This window comes from Pseudonocardia sp. OZ21 (genome assembly GCF_059359135.1).
This window is the reverse complement of record NZ_JCADBN010000028.1, coordinates 15006-31459: the sequence shown is the minus strand read 5'-3', so window position 1 is coordinate 31459 and position 16454 is coordinate 15006. Positions and strand designations below refer to the sequence as shown.

17 protein-coding genes are annotated in these 16454 nt (G+C 71.8%); 11 read left to right on the top strand and 6 right to left on the bottom strand.

All coding sequences use genetic code 11. The features are described 5' to 3' along the window. Positions 1-72: 72 nt before the first annotated feature. Positions 73-483, bottom strand: coding sequence for an OsmC family protein (locus AC5L35_RS35715; protein ID WP_495064183.1), 411 nt, complete (start codon positions 481-483; stop codon positions 73-75). A 218-nt stretch (positions 484-701) separates the two neighbouring features. Here AC5L35_RS35715 and uvrA point away from each other — a divergent pair, with 218 nt between their 5' ends. Then, positions 702-3665, top strand: a complete 2964-nt coding sequence (uvrA, locus tag AC5L35_RS35710) for an excinuclease ABC subunit UvrA (RefSeq protein ID WP_495064182.1) — start codon at positions 702-704, stop codon at positions 3663-3665. 16 nt (positions 3666-3681) lie between these two features. On the opposite strand, the gene AC5L35_RS35705 is transcribed toward uvrA, so the two are convergent. Continuing rightward, positions 3682-4776: a class I SAM-dependent methyltransferase gene (locus tag AC5L35_RS35705; RefSeq protein WP_495064181.1), complete on the bottom strand. Its 1095-nt coding sequence runs from the start codon at positions 4774-4776 to the stop codon at positions 3682-3684. Positions 4777-5062: 286 nt separating this feature from the next. Here AC5L35_RS35705 and AC5L35_RS35700 point away from each other — a divergent pair, with 286 nt between their 5' ends. Both AC5L35_RS35700 and AC5L35_RS35695 read left to right on the top strand, forming a co-directional pair. Continuing rightward, positions 5063-5386, top strand: coding sequence for a hypothetical protein (locus AC5L35_RS35700; protein ID WP_495064180.1), 324 nt, complete (start codon positions 5063-5065; stop codon positions 5384-5386). A gap of 102 nt (positions 5387-5488) precedes the next feature. After that, positions 5489-6382: a Sco1979 family transcriptional regulator gene (locus AC5L35_RS35695; RefSeq protein WP_495064179.1), complete on the top strand. Its 894-nt coding sequence runs from the start codon at positions 5489-5491 to the stop codon at positions 6380-6382. An 18-nt stretch (positions 6383-6400) separates the two neighbouring features. Here the strand turns inward: AC5L35_RS35695 and AC5L35_RS35690 are convergent, their stop codons facing one another. After that, positions 6401-6634 (bottom strand): DUF397 domain-containing protein, encoded by a 234-nt coding sequence (locus tag AC5L35_RS35690; RefSeq protein WP_495064178.1) that lies wholly within the window; start codon positions 6632-6634, stop codon positions 6401-6403. A gap of 293 nt (positions 6635-6927) precedes the next feature. Here AC5L35_RS35690 and AC5L35_RS35685 point away from each other — a divergent pair, with 293 nt between their 5' ends. The 7 genes from AC5L35_RS35685 (at position 6928) to pheT (ending at position 13249) form a co-directional block, all read left to right on the top strand. Then, entirely contained in the window at positions 6928-7131 is a 204-nt protein-coding gene (locus AC5L35_RS35685) for a hypothetical protein (protein WP_495064177.1), read from the top strand. A gap of 349 nt (positions 7132-7480) precedes the next feature. Next, on the top strand, positions 7481-8074 hold the full coding sequence (infC, locus tag AC5L35_RS35680) for a translation initiation factor IF-3 (RefSeq protein WP_495064219.1): 594 nt from the start codon (positions 7481-7483) through the stop codon (positions 8072-8074). Between the two features lie 66 nt (positions 8075-8140). After that, positions 8141-8335 (top strand): 50S ribosomal protein L35, encoded by a 195-nt coding sequence (gene rpmI, locus AC5L35_RS35675; protein WP_169396575.1) that lies wholly within the window; start codon positions 8141-8143, stop codon positions 8333-8335. A gap of 56 nt (positions 8336-8391) precedes the next feature. Continuing rightward, entirely contained in the window at positions 8392-8781 is a 390-nt protein-coding gene (gene rplT, locus AC5L35_RS35670; protein WP_495064176.1) for a 50S ribosomal protein L20, read from the top strand. Between the two features lie 20 nt (positions 8782-8801). After that, positions 8802-9665, top strand: a complete 864-nt coding sequence (locus AC5L35_RS35665; protein ID WP_495064175.1) for a TrmH family RNA methyltransferase — start codon at positions 8802-8804, stop codon at positions 9663-9665. Next, entirely contained in the window at positions 9658-10725 is a 1068-nt protein-coding gene (gene pheS, locus AC5L35_RS35660) for a phenylalanine--tRNA ligase subunit alpha (RefSeq protein ID WP_495064174.1), read from the top strand. Before AC5L35_RS35665 ends, pheS begins: the two co-directional genes overlap by 8 nt. Positions 10726-10756: 31 nt before the next feature. Beyond that, positions 10757-13249, top strand: coding sequence for a phenylalanine--tRNA ligase subunit beta (gene pheT, locus AC5L35_RS35655; RefSeq protein ID WP_495064173.1), 2493 nt, complete (start codon positions 10757-10759; stop codon positions 13247-13249). 2 nt (positions 13250-13251) lie between these two features. Here pheT and AC5L35_RS35650 read toward each other — a convergent pair whose 3' ends face one another. Then, entirely contained in the window at positions 13252-13836 is a 585-nt protein-coding gene (locus tag AC5L35_RS35650) for a hypothetical protein (protein ID WP_495064172.1), read from the bottom strand. Positions 13837-13882: 46 nt separating this feature from the next. After that, positions 13883-14512 (bottom strand): TetR/AcrR family transcriptional regulator, encoded by a 630-nt coding sequence (locus tag AC5L35_RS35645; protein ID WP_495064171.1) that lies wholly within the window; start codon positions 14510-14512, stop codon positions 13883-13885. A gap of 71 nt (positions 14513-14583) precedes the next feature. On the opposite strand from AC5L35_RS35645, the gene AC5L35_RS35640 reads away from it, so the two are divergent. Continuing rightward, on the top strand, positions 14584-15384 hold the full coding sequence (locus AC5L35_RS35640; protein ID WP_495064170.1) for an SDR family NAD(P)-dependent oxidoreductase: 801 nt from the start codon (positions 14584-14586) through the stop codon (positions 15382-15384). Positions 15385-15397: 13 nt separating this feature from the next. Here the strand turns inward: AC5L35_RS35640 and AC5L35_RS35635 are convergent, their stop codons facing one another. Further along, positions 15398-16447, bottom strand: coding sequence for an LLM class flavin-dependent oxidoreductase (locus AC5L35_RS35635; protein ID WP_495064169.1), 1050 nt, complete (start codon positions 16445-16447; stop codon positions 15398-15400). Positions 16448-16454: the final 7 nt, after the last annotated feature.

The following is a 16454-nucleotide window of genomic DNA, read 5'->3' as shown; positions in this document are numbered from 1 at the left end:
GGAAAGCCACTTTCCTGCCCGGAGAGGGCCTGAAAGTGGCTTTCCTGAACCGGACCGGGCCGTCCGCTGCGCTCAGCGCGCGCCTGTCGTCAGCACCGTGCGGATGGTCAGGGCGTCGCGGAGCAGGACGGTGACGGGGGTGTGGTCGACCACACCGGCCAGCTGCTCGCGTAGGTCCGGGCCGACCTCGGCCTCGACGGTGACCTGCCGGTCCATCATCGGCGGCGAGCCGGGCAGGAACGCGACGTGCACCGTCACCTGGCCGGGGTCGATCCGCCAGAGCTGCAGAAAGGTGCGGACGGACATCGCCGTGCACGCCGACAGTGATCCGGCGAGCAGCCCCAGCGGGGTGGCACCGGCCGGCTCGGGCTCCGCGTCGAGGGGTATCTCGCAGCTCAGCTCGTACCCGTTGACGTTGACGCCTGCGGACCGGCCGTCGCCGTCGGGAAGATGGGCGGTGGACCAGACGTTGGGATCTCCCACAGGGCAAGGTTAGTCCGGGCAGCGCCCCGAACCGACCGGTCAGACCCGGCTGCCGCCTCTTCGAACGTCTGTGCGATCCTCGTGGTGGCGGTTCGGCTCCCGGGGGCCGCCGCTCGCAGGGCCGCCGGCTGTAGTACGGGTTCTGTCGGTGACCGCGCCTAGCATGGAACGAGGGTCGTGGTCGACCCTCCCACGATCCGGATCCAGGAGGCTCCCCCGTGGCTGACCGCAGCGCAGACGGGCACGCTGCCGAGAGGCACGCCGCCGACGCTCCACGTCTCGTGGTGCGTGGCGCCCGCGAGCACAACCTGCGCGGCGTCGACCTCGACCTGCCGCGCGACAGCCTCGTCGTCTTCACCGGCCTGTCCGGGTCGGGCAAGTCCAGCCTCGCGTTCGACACGATCTTCGCAGAGGGGCAGCGGCGGTACGTCGAGTCGCTGTCGGCCTACGCGCGGCAGTTCCTCGGCCAGATGGACAAGCCCGACGTCGACTTCATCGAGGGGCTCTCGCCCGCTGTCTCGATCGACCAGAAGTCCACCAACCGCAACCCGCGGTCCACGGTCGGCACCATCACCGAGGTCTACGACTACCTGCGCCTGCTCTACGCCCGCGCCGGGGTGCCGCACTGCCCCGTCTGCGGGCACGTCATCGAGAAGCAGACGCCGCAGCAGATCGTCGACCAGGTGCTCGCCATGGAGGAGGGCAGCCGGTTCCAGGTGCTGGCCCCGGTCGTGCGCACCCGCAAGGGCGAGTTCGTCGACCTGTTCTCCACGCTGCAGACGCAGGGCTACTCGCGCGTGCTCGTCGACGGCACGGTCCACACGCTCACCGACCCGCCCACGCTCAAGAAGCAGGAGAAGCACGACATCTCGGTCGTGGTCGACCGGCTCGCCGTGAAGGATTCGGCCAAGCAGCGGCTCACCGACTCGGTGGAGACGGCGCTGCGCCTGGCCGACGGGCTCGTCGTGCTCGACTTCGTCGACCTGCCCGACGACGATCCGCACCGCGAGCGCCGGTTCTCCGAGCGGATGGCCTGCCCCAACGGCCACCCGCTGAGCCTCGACGACCTCGAGCCACGCACGTTCTCCTTCAACTCGCCCTACGGCGCCTGCCCCGAGTGCCACGGCATCGGCATCAAGAAGGAGGTCGACCCGGAGCTCGTCGTGCCCGACCAGGAGGCGAGTCTCGCCGACGGCGCGATCGCACCGTGGTCGGGCGGGCAGTCCGCGGAGTACTTCGGGCGCCTGCTGGAAGGCCTGGCCAAGGCCATCGGGTTCCGGATGGACACCCCGTGGCGCAAGCTCCCCGCCGCGGCGCAGAAGGCCGTGCTCCACGGCAGCGACGACCAGGTGCACATCCGCTACCGCAACCGCTACGGCCGCGAGCGCTCGTACTACGCCAGCTACGAGGGCGTCATCCCGTTCCTGGAGCGCCGGCTCGACCAGACCGAGTCCGACTCGCAGCGCGAGCGCTACGAGGGCTACATGCGCGACGTGCCGTGTCCCGCCTGCAACGGCGCGCGGCTCAAGCCCGAGGTCCTCGCCGTCACCCTCGCCCATCGCGACCGGGGCGAGCGCTCCATCGCCGAGGTCTCGGCGATGTCGGTGGCGGAGTGCTCGGAGTTCCTCGACGGGATGGTGCTCGACGCCCGGCAGGCCATGATCGCCGGGCGCATCCTCAAGGAGGTGCAGGCCCGGCTCGGGTTCCTGCTCGACGTGGGGCTGCACTACCTGTCGCTCGACCGCGCCGCGGGCTCGTTGTCCGGCGGGGAGGCCCAGCGCATCCGACTGGCCACGCAGATCGGCTCCGGGCTCGTGGGTGTGCTGTACGTGCTCGACGAGCCGTCCATCGGCCTCCACCAGCGCGACAACCGGCGCCTGATCCAGACGCTGGTCCGCCTGCGCGACCTGGGCAACACGCTGATCGTCGTCGAGCACGACGAGGACACCATCCGCGCCTCCGACTGGGCGGTCGACATCGGCCCGGGCGCCGGTGAGCACGGCGGCCACATCGTCTACAGCGGCCCGGTGCCGGGGCTGGAGTCGCACGACACCTCGCTCACCGGGGCCTACCTGTCGGGCAGGCGGTCGATCCCGGTCCCGGAGATCCGGCGCCCCGTCAACAAGAAGCGCCAGCTCACCGTGGTCGGCGCGCGCGAGCACAACCTGCGCGGCATCGACGTCGACATTCCGCTCGGCTGCCTCGTGTCGGTCACCGGGGTGTCCGGGTCGGGCAAGTCCACGCTGATCAACGACATCCTCGCCACGGTCCTGGCCAACAAGCTCAACGGTGCGCGGCAGGTGCCGGGCCGCCACACCCGCATCACGGGTCTCGACGAGCTCGACAAGCTCGTGCGGGTCGACCAGTCGCCGATCGGGCGCACCCCGCGGTCCAACCCGGCCACCTACACCGGCGTGTGGGACCAGGTCCGCAAGCTGTTCGCGGCCACCACCGAGGCGAAGGTGCGCGGCTACCAGCCCGGGCGGTTCTCGTTCAACGTCAAGGGCGGCCGCTGCGAGGCGTGCTCCGGCGACGGCACCATCAAGATCGAGATGAACTTCCTGCCCGACGTCTATGTGCCCTGCGAGGTCTGCAAGGGCGCCCGGTACAACCGCGAGACGCTCGAGGTGCACTACAAGGGCAAGACGGTCGCCGAGGTGCTCGACATGCCGATCGAGGAGGCGGCCGAGTTCTTCGCGCCGATCAACTCGATCGCGCGCTACCTCCGCACGCTGGTCGACGTCGGGCTCGGCTACGTGCGGCTCGGGCAGCCGGCCCCCACCCTGTCCGGCGGCGAGGCGCAGCGGGTCAAGCTCGCGTCGGAGCTGCAGAAGCGCTCCAACGGCCGCACGGTCTACATCCTCGACGAGCCCACCACGGGCCTGCACTTCGAGGACATCCGCAAGCTGCTGCTGGTGATCAACGGGCTGGTCGACAAGGGCAACTCGGTGATCGTCATCGAGCACAACCTGGACGTCATCAAGACCTCCGACTGGATCATCGACATGGGCCCGGAGGGCGGCTCCGGCGGCGGCATGGTCGTGGCGCAGGGCACGCCCGAGCAGCTGGCAGCCCACCCCACGAGCTACACGGGTCAGTTCATCACGGGCCTGGTCACGCCGGAGGAGGCGCCGGCCCGCCCGGCCCCCGCCCGCCGTCGCAAGGCCGCCGCCGCCAGCTGATCACGGTTCTCCCGGCTCACCTGAGCCGGTAGAAGCGGAAGAAGTCGTCCTCGATCGGGAGGATCTCGATGTCGGCATAGCCGGCCTCGCGCGCGTACCGGCGCAGGGTGTCGGGGCGCATCACCGTGCCGGTGCCCACCGAGGGCGGGTGGGCCAGCCCGTCGGGCAGGCAGCAGGTGATGCTCCAGCCGTACATCACCTGCTCCACCTCGTCGCCAGGGGCGGTGAACGTCTCCGCCACCCGCTCGTCGACCACCAGCACCACCCCGTCGGGAGCGGCGATGCGGCGCATCGTCGCGAGTACGCCCACCGGGGCCGGCATGTCGTGGATGCACTCGAACGCCGCCGCCAGGTCGTAGCGCCCCTCGGCGGTCGCCGCGTCGGCGCAGTGGAAGCGCACCCGGTCGGCCACCCCGGCCTCGAGGGCGTTGCGCCGGGCTTCGGCGATCGAGGGCTCGTCCAGGTCGTAGCCGTCCACGGTGATGCCGGGGTGGGCGAGGGCCAGGCCGATGGACGACCACCCGAACCCGCACCCGACGTCGGCCACGCGGCCGCCCCGGTGCAGCACCTCGTGGATGGCCGGCACCGACGGCAGGTACTCGCGGGGGAGTGCACCGAGGAACAGCGGCCGGTTGGCGGCGGCCTGTGCCTCGCGGGCGTCGCTGCCGAACTCGCTCCAGGTCACGCCGCCCCCCGAGCGGTACGCCGCGAGCAGCGCATCCATGTGCTGTCCGACGCCGGCCACCATCCGGGCCAGTGGCAGGACGTGGTTCGGGCTGAGCACATCGGTGAGGACCTCGGCGTGGCCTGCCGGCAGCCGGAAGCGGCGCTCCTCCGGAGCGGCGCCGGCGTCGTCGACGGTAAGGACGCCGGCCACCGCCTGGTGCTCCAGCCACTCCCGCGCGTACCGCGCCGCCGTGCCGGTCCGCGCGGCAAGCTCGGGCGGGGTGAGCGCCTCGGCGGCGAGTGCGCGGTAGAAGCCGAGCCGGTCGCCCAGGTAGGCGGCCTGCACCAGCTGGGCCTGGACCACGGCGCCGAACAGGCGCTCGCAGAACACCTCGGCGCTCGCCCCGGCCCCGGTGGCAGTCGCGGTGGTGGTGGGATCGGTCATCACTGCTCCCGAGCGGTTGTGACGGTCGTCATAGCCCTGCCGGTAAGAGGCTCCGCCGCCAGGCTGTTGTCGGCAAGCCGGCACGTCTCGTCGCGACGCCGTACCGACTGATACCGGCACAATTCCTGGCGATTCGTGATCGTTGTCACGGGCGACGGGCCGGAAATCTTCCTCGACACATCCGGTATAGCACCTGTCTCGATCATCGACAGCGCGACGGCAATCGCGGTGCGCGACCGGAGATCGTTTCCCCGACAACAAGGGCGGCGGCGACGGCGCCCGCCAGGTGTTCGAGCAGGTCACCGTGGTGGATGACAGACCGCGCGACCGCCTGTCGGTCGTGGGCGATGGCGGAGTGGTCGACCGCCGGTTTTCTCCCTCGTCCGTGACGCATTTCCCCGACTCGCGAGATCGGGGCGACGTGAGGCAACTCGCCCGGTTCGTGGCAGGCGTCGTCAGCGTCGGGGCGAGGGGTTCGTGCCGCTTCTGCTCCCGCACCGAGATCGAGTACTTCCTGGGCGATCTTCAACTACTCGACCGTGGCTCCGCCCGGTCGCGTGACACCACGGCCGACGAGGTGCTCCTCGGAGGCGTTGTGCGCCCGTGCTGAGGTGACTGTTCGGTTGCGTCTTTTTCCCGTAGCTTGCCCGGTCAGGAGTGCCGGGGACGAGCGGTGCGCCTGTTCCGGAGAACGGTTCACGAGGAGGCGTGCATGTCCGCAGGTGGCTCCGTCGGGGCACCCTCTGCGGGAGAGGAGCACGTCAGGGGGGCCACGGCCCGGCGCATCGTGCTCGGGGCCCAGCTGCGACGGTTGCGGGAGGCGACCGGCATCTCGCGGGCGGACGCCGGCTATGCGATCCGCGGCTCGGACTCGAAGGTGTCGCGCCTCGAGCTCGGCCGGGTCGCCTTCAAGGAGCGGGACGTCGCCGACCTGCTGACCCTGTACGGGATCACGGATTCGGGGGAGCGCGAGAGCTACCTCGACATGGTCAAGCAGGCGAACGAGCCGGGCTGGTGGCGCAGGTACAGCGACGTGATGCCCGGCTGGTTCCAGGACCTCGTGGGTCTGGAGGAGTCGGCGGCGCGCATCCAGGCCTACGAGCTGCAGTTCGTGCCGGGGCTGTTGCAGACCGAGGCGTACGCGCGGTCGATCGCCACACGGGGACGCCCCGGGTACGCGTCCGAGGAAGCGGAGCGGCGGATCGCACTGCGCATGCAGCGACAGAAGATCCTCGTGGGCGACCACCCGACGACGCTGTGGGTGACGCTGGACGAGTCCGTGCTGCACCGGCCGATCGGCGGCAGCGCCGTGTTCCGGGAGCAGCTGGAGCGGTTGCTCGAGCTCTCCGAGCTGCCCAACATCACCATCCAGGTCATGCCGTACCACCTGAGCGGGTACGCCGCGGAAGGTTCGTTCACGCTCCTGCGGTTCGCCGAGGCGGAACTGCCGGACGTGGTGTACGTCGAGCACCTCAGCGGTGCGCTCTACCTCGACCGGCAGGACGAGGTAGAGCTGTACGGCAGGGCGATCGACCGCTTGACCGCGGATGCGGTGGCGCCGGAGCAGTCGCGGCAGGTCATGGCAAAGGTGCTCGCCGAGATCTGAGCGGCCCGCTGACCCCGCTCAGACGGGACGGAACTCGCCGTTCTCCACGCCGCCGAGGAATGCGGACCATTCGCCACGGGTGAAGACGAGGGCCGGCCCGGCGGGATGTCGCGAATTGCGGACCGCGAATTCGCCGGAGTCGAGTGCGGCTACCTCGACACAGTTGCCCGATGCGCCACTCTTGCTGCTCTTGCGCCAGACGGCGCCCTGAAGAAGTACTGCTGAACCGCTGTCGCGATCCGTGTGGGGCACGTCATCATCCTCGCTCTTGCTGAGTCAGTGGCGTCGTTGCACGAACCATAGCAGCGTGCAGATGCACGTGCATTTGCACGGCCCAGGTGGCCTGACCTGGACCTGGCGGTTTCCTTGACAGCTGTCCGACTTTTGGCAACGTGTCCGGCTCGGCGTTAGTGCTGGTCAGGAGGGTGGGTGCGGCCGAATGGCAGTTTGCGCGGAGAAAAGAGACGTAGCACACGTCTGTGCGCGGGCACCTGCACGTGCAGGTGCCTCTTGCATCTGCACCGGGCGTTGTGCAGGCTGATCACGTGCAGGGGAACTCGTCAGACGCGCAGGTCAACACGTCGAACGCAACCCGCACCCCGAGCAACGCCGGGTCGGGTGGGCGCGAACCGGGCGAATTCGGATACGCGGCGGGCGTCGTCAATGGCGTACGCGCGTTCTTCCGGCGCGGGCATCACCGGCTGGGCGACGATCCGCGGCGCCAGTGGTGCATGGCCCGGCACGCCTGATTCCGAGAAGCGCCTCCCAGGCGGCGCTCCGCCCCTGACCACGCCGCCATGCGGCCCGGGGGTTATGGTCGCGGGGAGTTCGGCGCCCCGCGCGACGGCCCTCTCGGGCTGGTCAGCGCACCGCCAGGTGAACAGATGGGCCGCCCGGACGAGGCTCGTCCAGGGGCTGCTATCCTGCGGAATGCGACCACCCTGTCGCGCGTTGGGACATGGCGTCAGGGCGATCAAGTGGAGCCCCGCTCCCACCCGTCACACCCCAGGTGTCCGGGTCCGGTCCGTCGATGAGCCGCAGGCTCGTCGGCTGTGATCGTCGGGTTCGGGTCTCCGCTCCGTCGCACTACCGACGTCGATACGAGGAGACCCCATCAGCACAGAGACGCGCATCAACGACCGCATCCGCGTTCCCGAGGTCCGGCTGGTCGGACCGAACGGGGAACAGGTCGGCATCGTGCGTATCGAGGACGCCCTGCGGCTCGCGCAGGAGGCCGAGCTCGACCTCGTCGAGGTCGCGGCTCAGGCCCGCCCGCCGGTCTGCAAGCTCATGGACTACGGCAAGTTCAAGTACGAGAGCGCGCAGAAGGCCAGGGAGTCCCGCCGTAACCAGCAACTCACCACGATCAAGGAGCAGAAGCTCCGGCCGAAGATCGACACCCATGACTACGAGACCAAGAAGCGCAACGTCGTGCGTTTCCTCGAGGGTGGCAACAAGGTGAAGGTCACCATCATGTTCCGCGGCCGCGAGCAGTCCCGCCCCGAGCTGGGGTTCCGGCTGCTGCAGCGACTCGCCGAGGACGTGGCGGAGCTGGGCACGGTCGAGGCTGCGCCGAAGCAGGACGGCCGCAACATGACGATGGTGATCGCTCCGAACAAGAAGCCGGCGCCCCGCCCGCGACCCGCCACCCCGGCGGACGCACCGGAGCCGGCCGACGCACAGCAGACCTGAGGCACGCAACGCCAGCACGACCAATCTGACATCCCTGCTGGGGTGTCACCGGTGAACGGAACTGTCATGCCCAAGAACAAGACGCACAGTGGGATGTCCAAGCGGGTCAAGGTGACCGGCGGCGGCAAGCTCATGCGTCAGCAGGCCGGCCTGCGGCACCGCCTCGAGGTCAAGTCGAGCAAGGAGACCCGCGACCTCTCCGGCGTCGTGCCCGTGAACAAGGCCGACGTCAAGCGCGTCAAGAAGATGCTCGGCCGCTGACAGCGCAGCTCCACTGCTGACCCCTCCCGCCTGACCGAGAGACGTAAGGACACCCCATGGCACGCGTGAAGCGCGCGGTCAACGCTCAGAAGAAGCGTCGCACCACCCTTGAGCTGGCGAGCGGCTACCGCGGCCAGCGTTCGCGGCTGTACCGCAAGGCGAAGGAGCAGATGCTCCACTCGCTGAACTACGCCTACCGCGACCGTCGTGCCAAGAAGGGCGACTTCCGGCAGCTGTGGATCACGCGCATCAACGCCGCGGCCCGCGCCAACGGCATGACCTACAACCGGTTCATCCAGGGCCTCAAGGCCTCGGGTGTCGAGGTCGACCGCAAGATCCTGTCTGAGCTCGCCATCAGCGACCCGGCTGCTTTCGCCGCGCTCGTCGAGGTGGCCAGGGCCAATGTGCCGGCCCAGGCAGGCGCGCAGGACGGGACCGCGGCCTGAGCCGTCCGTCCGGCGCGATCGTGCCCGAACCGCCCGGAACCGAACGCACGCCGCGCGTCGTCGCAGCCCGCAAGCTGCTTCGCCGCGCCGGCCGCGATCGGGCCGGGCGGTTTCTCGTTGAGGGAGCACAGGCCGTCCGCGAGGCCGCGCAGTGGGCCGGTCCGCGGTCCGGCCGGATGCACGAGCTGTTCGTCACCGACGTGGCGGCCGCCCGGCATCCCGAGCTGGTCACGGCGGCGGCGACCGCCGGTGCCAGGATCAGTCCGGTCACCGAGCGCGCCGCCGAGTCGCTGTCCGACACCGTCAGCCCGCAGGGGCTGGTGGCCGTCTGCGATCTGCTCGACGTCCCGCTCACCGACGCGCTGGCAGGCCGGCCCGCGCTGGTGGCGGTGTGTGCCGGTATCGCCGACCCGGGCAACGCCGGCACCGTCATCCGGGTGGCCGACGCCGCCGGTGCCGGTGCGGTCCTGCTCGCCGGGGAGACCGTCGACCCCCACAACGGCAAGGCGGTGCGGGCGTCGACCGGCAGCGTCTTCCACCTCGCGCTGGCCCGCCACCGGGATACCGGCATCGTGCTGGACGCCTGCCACGCGGCCGGCCTCACGTTGCTGGCCGCCGACGCCCACGGCGAGCTGGACCTGCACGACCCCGCCGCTGACGCGGTGCTCGCCGGCCCCGTCGCGTGGATATTCGGTGGCGAGGCGCACGGTGTCCCGGTCACCGTGGCGGAGCGGGCGGACCACCGCGTCCGGGTGCCCATCCACGGGCGGGCGGAGAGCCTCAACCTGGCCACGGCCGCGGCGGTGTGCCTGTACGCGAGCGTGGCGGCACAGCGGCGACAGGGCGGCAGCGGAGCGACACTAGGATCGAGCCACCATGACTGAGAGCACGGACGTGATGAGCCAGCTTCACCCGGAGTCGTTGGACGCTGCGGTAGCCGCAGCGGTCCAGGCTTTCGCGGGGGCTTCCGACCTGGCCTCGCTCGCCGCCGTGAAGCCCGCCCACCTGGGCGACCGCGCTCCGCTGCTGCTGGCGCGCCGCGAGCTCGGCTCGCTGCCGGGCCCCGAGCGGGCCGAGGCAGGCAAGCGGGTCAATGCCGCCCGCCAGCGGGCGCAGGAGGCGTTCGACGCCCGCCGGGAGGTGCTGGTCGCCGAGCGTGACGAGCGCGTGCTGGTCGAGGAGACGGTCGACGTCACGCTGCCCTGGGACCGCACGCCGCGCGGCGCACGCCACCCGGTCACGCAGATCTCCGAGCGCATCGCCGACGTGTTCGTCGGTATGGGCTGGGAGGTGGCGGAGGGTCCCGAGGTCGAGTCGTCGTGGTTGAACTTCGACGCGCTGAACTTCGGCAAGGACCACCCCGCCCGCACCATGCAGGACACGTTCTACCTTGCCAAATCAACAGCAGGGGAAGACTCCGAGTCCTCCGGCATCGTGTTGCGCACCCACACGTCCCCGGTGCAGGCCAGGGCGCTGCTGGAGCGCGACCTGCCCCTCTACGTGGTGTGCCCGGGGCGGACGTTCCGCACCGACGCCCTCGACGCCACCCACACCCCGGTGTTCCACCAGGTCGAGGGCCTCGCCGTCGACAAGGGCATCACGATGGCGCACCTCAAGGGCACACTCGACGCCTTCGCCCGCGCGATGTTCGGTGCGGCGTCACGCACTCGGCTGCGCACGTCGTTCTTCCCCTTCACCGAGCCGTCCGCCGAGGTGGACGTGTGGTTCCCGGAGAAGAAGGGCGGCGCCGGCTGGGTCGAGTGGGGCGGCTGCGGGATGGTCAACCCCAACGTCCTGCGGGCCTGCGGGGTCGATCCCGACGTCTACTCGGGCTTCGCGTTCGGCATGGGCCTGGAGCGCACGCTGATGTTCCGCAACGGCATCCCCGACATGCGAGACATGGTCGAGGGCGACGTCCGGTTCAGCCGCGCGTTCGGCATCTAGTTCCGGCATCTGATCCCCCAGGAGCAATTCCGTGCGCGTTTCCCAGTCCTGGCTCGCCGAGCTGCTCGGTGAGGTCCCGCCCGCCGACGAGACGGCCGAGGCGTTCGTCCGGGTCGGTCTCGAGATCGAGGACGTCCACCGGGCGCCGGAGCTCACCGGCCCGCTGGTCGTCGGCCGGGTGCTCGAGTTCGAGGTCCTGACCGGGCTGAAGAAGCCGATCCGCTGGTGCCAGGTGGAGGTGGGAGAGCCGCAGCCGCGCGGGATCATCTGCGGCGCGAGCAACTTCGCCGCAGGCGACCTCGTCGTGGTCGCACTGCCGGGCGCCGTGCTGCCCGGCGGGTTCGCGATCTCGGCCCGCAAGACCTACGGGCACGTCTCCGACGGGATGATCGCCTCCGCGCGGGAGCTCGGCATCGGCGCCGACCACGCCGGCATCCTGGTGCTGCCGCCGGGCACCGGCGAACCCGGCGAGGACGCCCGGCCGCTGCTCGGGCTCTCGCCCGACGACCCCGACGCGGTCATCGAGCTGAACGTCACGCCCGATCGCGGCTACTGCTTCTCGGTGCGCGGGCTGGCCCGCGAGCTCGCCTGCTCCCTGGACGCCGACTACACCGACCCGGCCATGCGGGTCGCGGTGCCGCCGTCGATCGGCGACGCCTGGCCGGTCGAGCTGGCCGACTCCGGGTGCCCCCGGTTCGTCGCGCGCCGGGTGAACGGGGTCGACCCCACCGCACCGTCGCCCTGGTGGATGCAACGGCGCCTGCTGGCAGCGGGCATGCGTCCGATCTCGTTGATCGTCGACGTCACGAACTACGTGATGATCGAGCTCGGCCAGCCGCTGCACGCCTACGACGCCTCGCGCGTCTCGGGTCCGATCGTGGTGCGCCGGGCGGAGGCGGGGGAGAAGCTCCGCACGCTCGACGACGTCGAGCGCACCCTGGACCCCGACGACCTGCTGATCACCGACGACTCCGGCCCGATCGGCCTGGCGGGGGTGATGGGCGGGGCGTCCACGGAGATCTCCGGCGCCAACGAGCACGGCCGGATCGACGTCCTCATCGAGGCCGCCCACTTCGATCCCGCGGTGATCGCGCGGGTCGCGCGGCGGCACAAGCTGCCGAGCGAGGCGTCGAGGCGCTTCGAGCGCACGGTCGACCCGCAGCTGCCGCCGGTGGCGGCCGAGCGCGCCGCGCAACTGCTCGTCGAGCACGGCCGTGCCACGGTCGCCCCCGGCCGCACCGATGTGGGCGCCGCGCCGCAGCCCGCCCCCGTCGAGATGCCGCTGGAGCTGCCCGACCGGGTTGCGGGTGTCGCCTACCCGCCCGGGGCCACGGTGCGCAGGCTCGCCCAGGTCGGTTGCGCGGTGGAGCTCATCACCGGCGACGACGGGCGCGGGCACGTCGTGGCCACGCCGCCGTCGTGGCGGCCCGACCTCGTGCAGCCCGCCGACCTCGTGGAGGAGGTGCTGCGGCTGGAGGGGCTCGACGTGATCCCCTCGGTGCTGCCGTCGGCTCCCGGGGGTCGCGGGCTGACCCCCTCCCAGCAGCGCCGCCGCGCGGTGTCCCGGGCGCTGGCCGAGGCCGGGTACGTCGAGGTGCTGCCGTTCCCGTTCGTCGATCCGACGGTCTGGGACGCCTTCGGCCTGGCCGCCGACGACCCGCGCCGCCGGACGGTGCACGTGCTCAACCCCCTCGACGCCGATCGCGCCGAGCTCGCCGGCACGCTCCTGCCCGGCCTGCTCGACACCCTGGTGCGCAACCGCGCCCGCGGCGCCAGCGATCTCGCGCTCTACCACATCGGCCAGGTCGTCCTGCCGCACGCGAAGCCGGTGCCGATGCCCGCCCCGGCCGTCGACGGCCGCCCGTCCGACGCCGAGCTCGCGCAGATCGAGGCCGCCCTGCCCGCTCAGCCCGTCCACGTCTCGGCGGTGCTCGCCGGCGACCGGGAGGCGCGCGGCTGGTGGGGGCCGGGCCGGCCCGCGAGTTGGGCGGACGCCGTGCAGGCCGGGTTGCTGGCCGGCCAGGCCGCCGGGGTGGAGCTGCGCGTCACCGCGGCGACGCACCCGCCGTTCCACCCGGGCCGGTGCGCCGCTCTGCGCGTGGGCGACTGGATCGTCGGGCACGCGGGCGAGCTGCACCCCAAGGTCGTCGAGGCGCTCGGGCTGCCCGAACGCACCTGCGCGATGGAGCTCGACCTCGACCTCATCCCGCTGGACGACCGGCGCCCCGCACCGCGGGTGTCGCCGTACCCGCCGATCGCGGTGGACGTCGCACTCGTCGCCGACGCCTCCGTGCCCGCCGCCGAGCTGGCCGAGGCGCTGAGCGACGGCGGTGGCGAGCTGCTGGAGGAGGTCCGGCTCTTCGACGTCTACACCGGTGAGCAGGTCGGGGCGGGCCGCCGGTCGCTGGCGTTCACCCTCCGGTTCCGGGCTTCCGACCGGACGCTGACGAGCGAGGAGGCCAACGCCGCTCGCGACTCCGCCGTGGCTGTGGCCGCCGAGCGGTACGCGGCCAGCCAGCGCTAGCGTCACGACGGGAGCCGGGAGAGCGCGGCGGCCGCCGCAGCGCGCCAGGCGTCGTCGGAGGGCACGCGGCCGGCCACGAGGATGGTCACGAGGTAGCGCGGGCTCGCGAGCTGCAGCGTCGGCCCGGTGGCGGTGTCGATCACTGCCGCGGCCTCGCCGACGCCCGGCAGGTCGCGACGGCCGGCCGGCCCGGTGCGGACGTAGTCGGCAGGCGTGCCCGACCGCACCGCGTAGACGTTGATCATCGCGATGGGCTCCCTGCCGGTGGTGGCCACGCAGCTGGAGCTGCGCGACCCGTCGCCCCGCTCGACCGAGCCCTGTGCGGGCGGCCGTACCGCCGCTCCGACCAGGTCGCCGAACTCTGCGGCGTTGAGCAGGCACTCGTCGTCGAGCGCGTCGACGTCGAGCCCGCTGCGCGGGCCGGCGGGCGTGGTCGGCACCGGCTGCGACGACGGCGGGTCTCCCGGAGGAGGGGCGGCTTCGCCGGCGGGCGGCGCGGCCACCCCGTGGCCCGGCACCACCGTGGTGCAGCCCGCCGCCGTGACGGCGAGGACGACCGCCACCGCTCCGAGCCACGCGCGTCGCACCGGGCGACGGTAACCGGACGCCCCACCGCTGCGGGGCGGTTCAAAACTATTCGACCGCCCCGCCGCTCTCCGCCCGGTCGCGGCCGGCCGGCTCGTCCGGATCCGGGGCGATGGCCGCCCCGAACACCTCCTCCAGGCGCCGGGTCAGCGCCGCAGGCTCCATGGCGGCCAGCGCGGCTGTCCCGACCACCTTGCGCATCAGCCAGACGCCGGCGATGAGCGAGAGCAGCAGTTCGGAGCGCTCGTCCGCACCCGGCCCGGGGAGCAACGCGGCAAGGCGCCGCCGGGCGTGCCGTTCGATGCCGGCCCGGACGATCTCGTTGGCGCGCGGGTTGGAGGCCGACCGCAGCATCAGCAGGAAGGGGTCGAGGTGCTCTGCCTCGGGCGTCGTCCTGGCGGTGAGCGTCTCGGCCACGCGGTGGGCGAGCGTGGCGGCGTCCTCCGGGACGATCGTCGGCGGTGCGAGTACGACGTCGACCACCTCGCCGAACAGCTGCTCCTTCGAGCCGAAGTAGCGGTTGACCAGCATCGCGGTCACACCGGCCGCCTGCGCGATCTCCCGAACACCCGCCCCGTCGTAGCCGGATCGCGTGAACGCGACGACGGCCGACTCCAGGATCGCCGCCCTCGTGGCCGCGGCGTTGCGGGGGCGCCCGGCAGGAGGGTCGAGAGTCACGTCTACGAGTGTAGACGTCGCTGCTCCCGGAGGTCTACGGTCGTAGACAAGGAGTCGGGACGGAGTGACTGATGGATGTGCAGCTGACAGGCCGACGGGCCCTGGTCACCGGGGCGAGCGCGGGACTGGGGGAGGCGACCGCCAGGATGCTGGCCGCCGAGGGGGCCGACGTCGTGGTGCACGGCCGTGACGAGGCCAGGGTGACGGCGGTGGTCGACGCGATCCGGGCGAGTGATGGTCGCGCCGATGCCGCCATCGGCGATCTCGTCACCGACGACGGGGGCGATGCGGTCGTCGCCCAGGCACTGGCCGGCGGTCCGGTCGACATCCTCGTCAACAACGCGGGCTCGTACGACCACCTGTCATGGGCGGAGGCGACGCCTGCGGTGTGGGCGACGACCTACGAGGTGAACGTGATCTCCGGGGTCCGGCTGATCCAGCGGCTGGTGCCGCTCATGCGCGAGCGCGGCTGGGGCCGCGTGATCCAGATCGGCGGCGGGCTGGCGGTCCAGCCGATGGCCGTCCAACCGCACTACAACGCGACGCTGGCCGCCCGGCACAACCTCGCGGTCTCCCTCGCGCGGGAGCTGGCCGGCTCCGGCGTGACGTCGAACGTCGTGGCGCCGGGAGCGATCCTGACCGACGCGGTCCGCGACCTCCTGGTCGACATCGCCCCTGCGCACGGCTGGGGAGAGACCTGGGAGGAGATCGAGCGGAACGCGGCGGCCGACTGGGTGCCGAACGACGTGGGCCGGTTCGGCCGCCCCGAGGAGATCGCCGCCGCCGTGGTGTACCTGGCCTCCCCGTTCGCCGCCTACGTGAGCGGCGCGACGCTCAGGGTCGACGGCGGAACGATCCGCTCGGTGCACTAGCGCGGGGGCCGCGTCAGGAGGTGGCCCCCGCCGTCGCGCCCGCGCGGCGTGCCACCTCGGCCCGCACCAGCGGCGCGACCTCGGTGCCGAACAGTTCGATGGCGCGCAGCACGTCCCGATGCGGGACGCTGCCGATCGCGAACTGGATGAGCGTGCGGTGGTGCCCGAACAGCTCGTGCTGGAAGAGGATCTTCTCGGCCACCTGCTCGGGCGAGCCCACCACGTACGCGCCGCGCAGGGCGACCTGCGCGTCGAACGCGGCGCGGTTCGTCGGGCCCCAGCCGCGCTCGCGCCCGATCCGGTTCATCACGTCCGAATGGCCCGGGTAGTAGATGTCGCCCGCCGCCTGCGAGGTGTCGGCGACGAAGCCGTGGAGGTTGAGGCTGAAGGGCTGAGCGGTGTGGTCGGTGCGCCGCAGCGCCTCGCGGTACAGGTCGGCCAGCGGGACGAACCGCTCCGGCTCACCACCGATGATCGCCAGCGCCAGCGGCAGTCCGAGCGCTCCGGCGCGGACGACCGACTGCGGGTTGCCCCCGACGGCCACCCACACGGGCAGCGGGTTCTGCACCGGCCGTGGGTACACCGGCTGGTCGTGCAGCGGGGGGCGAAGGCGCCCGGACCACGTGACGCGCTCGGCGTCGCGCAGCGCCAGCAGCAGGTCGAGCTTCTCGGCGAACAGCTCGTCGTAGTCGGCGAGGTCGTACCCGAACAGCGGGAACGACTCGGTGAACGACCCGCGCCCGGCCATGATCTCGGCCCGGCCGCCGGAGAGCAGGTCGAGCGTGGAGTACTGCTGGAACACCCGCACCGGGTCGTCGGAGCTCAGCACGGTGACGGCGCTCGTGAGCCGGATCCGGGAGCTGTGCTCGGCCCCGGCCGCGAGGATCATCGCCGGCGCCGACGCGGCGTAGTCGGGGCGGTGGTGCTCGCCGATCCCGAAGACCTCGAGGCCCACCTCGTCCGCGAGCGTGATCTCCTCGACCACCTCACGAACCCGTTGCGCGGGCCCCACGCCGTTCGGGTCGAGGCTGACGTCCGCGAAGGTGTGCACTCCGAGTTCCACGCCGGGC

Coding starts and splice junctions, on each gene's coding strand:
- AC5L35_RS35705 (WP_495064181.1), bottom strand. CDS start 4,776: ATGACCGATCCCACCACCACCGCGACTGCCACCGGGGCCGGGGCGAGC.
- AC5L35_RS35695 (WP_495064179.1), top strand. CDS start 5,489: ATGTCCGCAGGTGGCTCCGTCGGGGCACCCTCTGCGGGAGAGGAGCAC.
- rpmI (WP_169396575.1), top strand. CDS start 8,141: ATGCCCAAGAACAAGACGCACAGTGGGATGTCCAAGCGGGTCAAGGTG.
- rplT (WP_495064176.1), top strand. CDS start 8,392: ATGGCACGCGTGAAGCGCGCGGTCAACGCTCAGAAGAAGCGTCGCACC.
- pheS (WP_495064174.1), top strand. CDS start 9,658: ATGACTGAGAGCACGGACGTGATGAGCCAGCTTCACCCGGAGTCGTTG.
- AC5L35_RS35640 (WP_495064170.1), top strand. CDS start 14,584: ATGGATGTGCAGCTGACAGGCCGACGGGCCCTGGTCACCGGGGCGAGC.